Below are 8,256 nucleotides of genomic sequence, written 5' to 3' on the forward strand. Positions count from 1 at the left end.
TTTAACTGTCCAATCGGATTGCTTTTTTATATCTTCTAATAATGTTGCCATTCGGTTTTTTTAGCTTGCTTACAACGGTCTTGTGTATGAAATGTAGTGTATAAATAGACGCTAACTTTTCGGATTTAGCACGAGCCAAATTTTTTATTTTTATGTTTAATTTTCTTTTATAAATATAACCAAATAAAAAATTTGGCGTACTTTGTAAATATACAAAAACCTCTCGGAAAGCCTATAATAGCTATGTTTTATACACGTTGTTACCTGCTGGCTTTTCTTCCGCAAACTTGCTAGCGTTGGTAGAAGACATACTCTTTGCCAAGTTTTGGCTTTAGCGGTTGGCTTTTGAGCGACTTGGCAATGTGTATGGCTTTGAGCGTTGGCTTATTCCGATTCTCCGTTTATCGTTTCCATTATTTCTCTAAAACTATTCAGTCCAGATTCTATGTTTTCAATTATTTCATTCGCTAAAATGTCTGGGTCTGGTAGATTATCTAAATCGGTCAGACTTTTATCTTTGAGCCAAAAAATATCTAAACTAGTTTTGTCTCTCGCGATGATTTCATCATAGGTGTATTTTCTCCATCTACCTTCTTCATTTTCCTCGCTCCAAGTTTCTTTTCGTTTATTTATGTTACTGGGATTATACAGTTTTACAAACTCTTCTAAATCTGACATCATCATTGGTTTTTTCTTTAATGTATGATGTACGTTTGTTCTGTAATCATAAAACCAAATATCTTTTGTCCAAGCTTCTTTACTTGCAGGTTTGTTTTTGAAATACAACACATTTGCTTTTACTCCAGGACGATAAAATATTCCAGTTGGCAACCTTAAAATTGTATGTAAATCAGCTGTTTTCATTAGCTGTTTTCTTACTTCTTCTCCAGCTCCTCCTTCAAATAAAATGTTGTCAGGAAGTACAACTGCTGCTTCTCCATCAATTTTTAGTTGCGTTTTTATGTGCTGTAAAAAGTTTAATTGCTTGTTTGAAGTTGTTTCCCAGAAATCTTGACGATTATAGCTTAAATCTTCTTTTTCAATTTCTCCTTCTTCATTGGTAATTGTCATACTACTTTTCTTACCAAAAGGCGGATTTGCTAGTACATAATCATATCGACTTCCATCATCTGCTATTAAAGCATCATTTGGATTTATAAATGATTCTCCATCTATTTCTCCAATATTATGCAAATACATATTCATTAAGCACATTCTACGTGTATTGGCAACAATTTCGTTTCCGTAAAAGGTAGAATTTTTAATAAATTCTTTTTCTTCTCTATCTAATTTGTTGTTTTCTACAATCCAATCGTAAGCTGCTAAAAAGAAACCACCAGTTCCACAAGCTGGGTCAGAAATGGTTTTCATTGGTTTTGGTTGTACACAAGCTACAATTGTTTGTATTAAAGCTCTTGGTGTAAAGTATTGTCCAGCTCCACTTTTAGTATCTTCTGCATTTTTCTGTAAAAGTCCTTCGTAAATTTTTCCTTTTATGTCAGCACCCATCATATTCCAATCTTCTTTGTCAATCATATTTATGACTTTTAAAAGTTTGGCGGGGTCTTGAATTTTGTTCTGACTTTTAGTAAAAATTTGACCTAACATTCCTTTTTCTGTGGAAAGTGAACGCAATAATTGGCTGTAAAAAGATTCTAAATCAGCACCTCTTTTACCAGAAAGTGTGTCCCAATTACAAGTTTCACTATCAATAATTTCATTTCCTTCAACATCTTTTAGTTTTGGGAAAACTAAACCTTTATTATAAGGTGGTTTGTTTAATTCATCTGCCATTTTTAAGAATAGCAAATAGGTAATTTGTTCCAAATAATCGCCATAACCAACACCATCATCACGAAGTACGTTGGCAAGGTTCCATATTTTTGATATTATTGTTGAGTCTGTCATTTTTATTTTATTTCTTTTCTGCTTTTATTTTCTCTAATAAAACAGAGGCAGATTCGTAATCTTTATCTTGTTTGCATTTAGTAATTTCTTCGTCACTTAACAATTTACCATCAAATGCTTTTTTAAGAATACTTTGACGAAGTGCGATTGCCTTTTGTAAACTTTCGTTTATACTTTCCTCAATTTTGTCACATACAGACAATCGACTTTCAATTTCAAGGATTATTTGTTGTTGCTCTTGTTTTGAACAAAATGGAACTACTAAATTTTCTAAAATTGTTAAGTTTATATTTTTTTGTGCTGTCGCTGGTGCATAGGCAGATATTCTATTTTTTGCTAACTGAAAAAAATATTCAATGTATTGGTCTTTTATAATAACATTGAAAGGGGTGAAGCCCACAATACTATCAGGAAAACAAGCATCAATTCCTAAAAAACCAGTTTCAGCTATATTAGCAGCAATTGTTATACAAAGTGTACCTTTCTTCCAAAGTTTACTTTGTTGTAGGCCAAATTCACTATATTTTTTGTCAAATTCTGTTATTATTTTTTGAGCTTTAACATCTCCAGTTTGAATGAACGGGTATTTACCACCTTCAAATAATTTTATATCATTTCTTGGCCTATGTTTTGATTTACCACGAGCAAGTTCTCCTGCATATGCCAAATAGGAATAAGACCATTGATTTGGTAGACTATCCAATTTATCTAACTCTTCCTCTGTTAGATTCAATATTTCTATTAACTTTTTCGGTTTTAAAGGTTTTTTTCCTTTTCTCGAATCCCTCTCCCATATTTCTACGGTTTTTTTCCAATCAACTAATTGTTGGTCATAGTGTTTTTGTCGCTCTTCTTTTATAAGTTCTAATAATTCACTAGCAGAGGGTAAATTTGTTTGTTTTGTTCTCCATTCTTTAGTGAGCTCACCCTCAAAAGCCTTTTTTAAAACCGCTTGTCTATATACAACTAATTGGTCTTGCGCTTTTTTAAGGTCTGCAATTCCACTATCTAAACTGCTAAATAATTCTTCTATTTTTTTTACAATTGCTTTTTGTTCAACTAATGGTGGTAAAAGAAATCTCTTTTTAGAAAAAACAGAAATCCAATATCGTTTGTGCGTGTCGCTTCTTACTTGGTTTATTTGCATTGCATAATATACTAGAGGCATATTAATTAATTTACTTGTGGGCACAAGTATTTTCATTGCAGACGACTTTACCTTAAATTTGAAATTTACATACTGCGTAGCAGTTGTAAAATCATCAAAAATTATGGTTGGTAAATTATCGAAAACACCTTCATTTTCATTAGTATAACCTTTAATAAAAGTTTTGCCAGCGGTTAAAACTGGCATTTTGTAGCTGTCGTTATATTTGGTGTTTTTTACTATGTATTTTGTAGGTTGCTCGTAATCTAATAAATCTTCGAAGCAACATTCAATCCAATCTTCTTTCATTATGCTGCTAATACTTCATTCAATTCATTAATAATTTCATTCATTTGGTTGCCAAATAATTGGTGCATTTTTCCTTTTCCGCCTTTGGCATCAAAAGGTGTGTAATCTAAATCGTCTATTTCTATATGGTAGCTGCTCACTATGTGGTCTTTAATCATTCGTAACCAATCTAATTGCTCTTTTGTAAAGCGATTGTGTTGTCCTGCGTTTTGCTTAAAAATCCACGTTTTAAAATTGTTTTCAATGGTTTTGTCGTAGGCTTTTAACTCGCTATCTATTCCGCAAGCTCTTCTAATTAAAGATACCAACGCAGTTAATTCGTCTTTGGGTTGTTTACTTTTTACGTCTTCTAAAGTTGCATACGCATTCCAAACATAATCAGGTGCTAATAATGGTTTTTCTAATTGTAGTTTTTCCATCACATCTTTTATCATTTTAAACGTAATATCTCTACGATTATAAGGTTGGTTGTAAAAAATGCTCAACGCTTTAATTTCTTCTTTATTGTCTTCTAGATATTCGGTAAAATCTTTTACAATTTCGGTTGCTTTATCAACGGAAGTGGTTTCCCATTCGCTTTTTGTAACCGTATCTATGTTTACGCTATCAATAATTTGTTCGTGTTGTTTACGAACATTATCCAAATAACCATTTAATTCTCCGTTAAACGTTTTACTTGCTTCTAAAATCAATTGTTCTTGAGCCTCTTTTTTAGCTTCTTCTATTAAAGCAGGTGTTTGGTCTTGAACAGGAATTTTGTCAATCTCTATTTTTGCTTTGGTTTCAATTTCGTCTTGGTCGAAAGCTGTAATTAATTCTTTGGTAATTTGTTTTAGGTTTTTACCACCAGAGAATTCCAATAATCTGTCTTTTTCCTTTTCTGTTATTTGTTTTTCTAAACGAATTAATCGGTTTGCTAAAGACAAAAACAAATCTTCGTCTGCAACTCCCATTGTTATTGCACCCAATAAATCTTTCATTGGTACAGATTTTTTACGCTCTAAAGGTCTGCTATCTGTTTTTTTTGATTTGGTTGCACCAACAGCATCTACAATAACGAAATGCGTTTTTGTCTTTGCAGTTTTGGTAACTAATTGTAAAGAATCACTATTGATAGTTCGTGTTCCACGACCTTTCATTTGTTCAAAATAGTTGATGCTTTTTACATCACGCATAAAAAGTAAAACTTCTAAAGGTTTTACGTCTGTTCCTGTTGCAATCATATCAACTGTAACTGCAATTCTAGGGTAATAAGAGTTTCTAAAACGATTTAAAACCGATTTTGGGTCTTCTTCAATTTTGTAAGTTACTTTTTTGCAAAAATCATTGCCTTCGTCAAATTCTTCTCGAATGATTTTTATAATATCGTCTGCGTGACTATCCGTTTTTGCAAATACTAATGTCTTTGGTACTTCGTAATCTCCATTTTCGTCAATACGATTTGGGTAAATAGTCGTTTTTAACGCCTTTTTGTATTCCCGAATAATGTTTCGTATTTGGCTAGGATTTACAACTTTTTTATCTAAATCGTTGCGTTTATATTCGGTATCTTCATCTTCTTGTTGCCAACGTTTTTTACGTGTTAGTTTATCTCGTCTATCAACAAACCAACCTGCTTTTATTGTTTCTCCTTTTTGAGAAATCTCCGTTTCAATCGTGTAAACATCATAAGGAACATTTACTCCATCAGTTACAGATTCTTCATAAGTATATTGGCTCACTACATTTTCATTAAAAAAACCGAAGGTTCTTTTATCTGGTGTTGCAGTTAAACCAATTAAAAAAGCATCAAAATAATCTAGTACTTGTTTCCATAAATTATAAATGGAACGGTGAGCTTCATCAATGACGATAAAATCAAATTGTTCAATGGGTACTTTTGGTGTGTACTCAACAGGAACAGCCTTGTTTTTTGACATTTTATTTTGAAGCCAAGAATTTTCGTTTGGATTATCGAGTTCAGCACTTTCGTCTAATTCTTCTCCTTTTAAAATAGAGTAGAGGCGTTGTATTGTTGAAATACACACTTGACTATCTGATGCAATATAACTTGAAGATAAACGCTGAACATTATACAGTTCAGTAAATTTTCGGTTATCGTCATTTGGCTGAAATGTCATAAACTCTTGCTCTGCTTGTTCGCCAAGGTTTTTGGTGTCAACCAAAAACAAAATACGTTTTGCATCTGCGTGTTTTAGCAAACGATATACAAAAGTTGCAGCTGTAAATGTTTTTCCAGCTCCAGTTGCCATTTGGATTAAGGCTTTTGGTCTGTTCTTTTTGAAAGAATGTTCCAAATTATTAACTGCAACAATTTGAGCAGGACGAAGTCCTGTTTCATCTAAAGCAGGAATTGACAAAAGTCTTTCTCGAAGACTTTTTCCTTTTTTTAACCATTCTGCAATTGTTTCTGGTTTATGAAAACTAAAAACATTTCTTCCTCTCGGTTTTGGGTCTCGATAATCTGTAAATCTTGTAATTGTTCCTGTGCTTTCATAAACGAAAGGCAAAGGGTCGTTATTTAAGTATTTTAATTTAGCGTTTGCGTAGTTTGAAGATTGTTCCTCAACAACTGTAAGTCTGTGTCCTTCGTCCTCACGTTTCGCTTCTATAATTCCGACAGGTTTTCGGTTTAGGAACAGCACATAATCGGCAGGTCCAACATCAGTTTGGTATTCACGTACTGCAACTCCTTTTCCAGCAGATAAATCAACTTTCTTTTTAGACTGAACCAACCATCCAGCTTCTCGTAGCATTTCGTCTATTTTATCACGAGCTATTTGTTCAGGATTTTGGTTAATATTTTCAGTCATTCAATAGTTTAATTTTTAATTCGTTTTTCGGTTGTCAATTTACATTTTTTCTGCTCATTTTTCGGTCGAGCGTTGGCAAAAAATAGCTCTTTTGGTTTTTTAAGTTTTGGCTTGTGTGTTGGCAAAAACCAAATGTGCTATTTGTGCGGCTGGCTTTTTTTTAGCTTGCAGGTAACGTTTAGCATATGAAAAGTAGCGTATTAAAGAACGAAAATTAATAAATAAATAATAACCGTCATCGCTTTATTTTTTTAGCGGTGGCAAAAACCAATTGTAAAATGGCAGTAAATATCAAAACATTAAAAGTAGGTGATTTAGTTTCTGAAATAGAAAACCATACCAACTTAAACGAGCGAAAAGATTGCATACATGAAGTAACTTTTATTAGACCATTTCCTCACGGAAAATATATGGAAATTGGTTTAAGCGGTTACTCTGATGAAGACAGAAAGACTGAAACATTTAGCGAATTTCAAGTTTATGAACTTCCTTTAAGTTTAGAGTTGGCAGAAAATAAAGCCTAGCCAAATGTTAATTAAAGTACCAGAACCTAGCTATTTTTTATATGCATTGTTAGGTTTTGGTGGCTTTAACACGTTAGATTGGTTTTTATTTAAGCCACTTGAACCTAACGGTTCGTGTAAGGATAGTTGCGTGATTAAGCAACTAATTTAATAAACAAAAACGAACGAGAGAAAATTCCGAAGGAATTTTCCAAGTAGGCACTTTCCAAGCAATTATTTTTACACTTTGTTAGGCAACGTATTTTTAATCATAAACAGGACAAGTTGTCCAAGGATAAGCACATTGATATTTCTTTTGTATCCATCCAATATATAATTGTCCATCGTACTCTATTTTCAGTTTTGCCCAAGTTCCATTTATTTCTATTAATTCAGATTCTACATATCCGTTTATACAAAATTCTATTTCAGAGTTTATAGTTGGCTCAGAATAGAATCTATATCCACTTTCGGCGAATCCTTTGTCAGTTTTATCTTTTAAACAATCTATTTTTATTTCTCCAGAATGCCCAATATTAATTTTTAAATTCTTTGCTTTAATCCACTTACCTTTATATTTTCCAATGTTTTTATTTAACTCATTGTCGTCACAAGCTGGTAAGACAAGCATATTTTCTATTTTCAGCCAACCATCTTTTGATTCAGATATTGCAAATTTGTACCAACAATGAGGTTCGGTTAATGCGCTTAACTCCGCAATTTTATTTTCATTCGGACTATTGTAAATAAAAATAGATTCAGTTGTTTTATATGGATGAAAACATTCAACAAAATCCTCAAAAAATATTTTTGTTTTTTTTTGAGCAATAACATTTAAAGAAATTAAAAGTAATAATGTCACCGTGTTTTTTTTCATATGTTGCCTAACGGTTACGTATAAGAATAGTGCGGTTTTGTGTGCGAGGATTTTCCGAAGGAAAATCAGACGTAACAAAATTGCACTAATTTTTGATTAAGCACCTAATTTAGCATTATTTTTATACATTGTTGGCAACAGTTTTTCTGTTTTTCAGTAATATAATTCCGAAAACGACAAATTGTAAAATCGGAATATTTGCAAGATAGCCTCGTAAAATTAAACTTCCTTTATTTGCCTTATTATAAAAATCAAATTCGGCAGAATATTTTTCCGTTAAAAAGTCCGTTCCGAAATATATGAATAGGTATTGTGCAATTAGAATTCCAAAATATAGATAGATTAATGAATTCAATACTTTCCGCGTATCAATTTCAATCGGTTTGTTAAACTTTTTTATTCCCCAAATTACAATTACTGTAAAAAGAATCAGACTCATTATTCCTGGTAGCCAAATAATTATTTTTGGTTCCGTTTTAATAATAATTAAAATGTTCTCAAATACATATTCGAATAATCCACAAAATTCACTAATTGAAATATAAGCAAATGCTCCAATTCCTAATTTGTTAATAAAGTCAGTTTGAATTTGTTTCAATTTTGAGTGAGTTTAAATTGTTGCCAACGTTTATGTATATGGAAAGTTGCGTGTTTGTGTGCGAGGATTTTCCGAAGGAAAATCAGAAGCTAGCAAACAAA

Annotated in this window: 6 protein-coding genes; 1 reads left to right on the forward strand and 5 read right to left on the reverse strand. The window is 32.1% G+C overall.

The annotated features are described in order from the left end of the window. Positions 1 to 384: 384 nt before the first annotated feature. Genes Q0857_RS16510 through Q0857_RS16520 form a run of 3 tightly spaced genes read right to left on the reverse strand, consistent with a single transcriptional unit; the run spans position 385 to position 6,177 of the window. Entirely contained in the window at positions 385 to 1,908 is a 1,524-nt protein-coding gene (locus Q0857_RS16510) for a class I SAM-dependent DNA methyltransferase (protein WP_298537922.1), read from the reverse strand. Between the two features lie 7 nt (positions 1,909 to 1,915). Beyond that, positions 1,916 to 3,364, reverse strand: a complete 1,449-nt coding sequence (locus Q0857_RS16515) for a restriction endonuclease subunit S (RefSeq protein ID WP_298537924.1) — start codon at positions 3,362 to 3,364, stop codon at positions 1,916 to 1,918. Beyond that, positions 3,364 to 6,177, reverse strand: coding sequence for a DEAD/DEAH box helicase family protein (locus Q0857_RS16520; RefSeq protein WP_298537926.1), 2,814 nt, complete (start codon positions 6,175 to 6,177; stop codon positions 3,364 to 3,366). Before Q0857_RS16520 ends, Q0857_RS16515 begins: the two co-directional genes overlap by 1 nt. Before the next feature lie 278 nt (positions 6,178 to 6,455). On the opposite strand from Q0857_RS16520, the gene Q0857_RS16525 reads away from it, so the two are divergent. Next, positions 6,456 to 6,701: a hypothetical protein gene (locus Q0857_RS16525; RefSeq protein ID WP_298537929.1), complete on the forward strand. Its 246-nt coding sequence runs from the start codon at positions 6,456 to 6,458 to the stop codon at positions 6,699 to 6,701. 244 nt (positions 6,702 to 6,945) lie between these two features. Here Q0857_RS16525 and Q0857_RS16530 read toward each other — a convergent pair whose 3' ends face one another. Together Q0857_RS16530 and Q0857_RS16535 are read right to left on the reverse strand one after the other, a co-directional pair. Beyond that, positions 6,946 to 7,557: a hypothetical protein gene (locus tag Q0857_RS16530; RefSeq protein WP_298537932.1), complete on the reverse strand. Its 612-nt coding sequence runs from the start codon at positions 7,555 to 7,557 to the stop codon at positions 6,946 to 6,948. A gap of 121 nt (positions 7,558 to 7,678) precedes the next feature. After that, positions 7,679 to 8,155 (reverse strand): hypothetical protein, encoded by a 477-nt coding sequence (locus tag Q0857_RS16535; RefSeq protein WP_298537935.1) that lies wholly within the window; start codon positions 8,153 to 8,155, stop codon positions 7,679 to 7,681. Positions 8,156 to 8,256: the final 101 nt, after the last annotated feature.

The organism is uncultured Algibacter sp., assembly GCF_947495925.1.
Classification (GTDB): Bacteria; Bacteroidota; Bacteroidia; order Flavobacteriales; family Flavobacteriaceae; genus Algibacter_E.

Bases quoted from the DNA above. Each gene is read 5' to 3' on its own strand.
- Q0857_RS16530 (WP_298537932.1), bottom strand. From the start codon at position 7,557: ATGAAAAAAAACACGGTGACATTATTACTTTTAATTTCTTTAAATGTT.
- Q0857_RS16525 (WP_298537929.1), top strand. From the start codon at position 6,456: ATGGCAGTAAATATCAAAACATTAAAAGTAGGTGATTTAGTTTCTGAA.
- Q0857_RS16515 (WP_298537924.1), bottom strand. From the start codon at position 3,364: ATGAAAGAAGATTGGATTGAATGTTGCTTCGAAGATTTATTAGATTAC.
- Q0857_RS16520 (WP_298537926.1), bottom strand. From the start codon at position 6,177: ATGACTGAAAATATTAACCAAAATCCTGAACAAATAGCTCGTGATAAA.
- Q0857_RS16510 (WP_298537922.1), bottom strand. From the start codon at position 1,908: ATGACAGACTCAACAATAATATCAAAAATATGGAACCTTGCCAACGTA.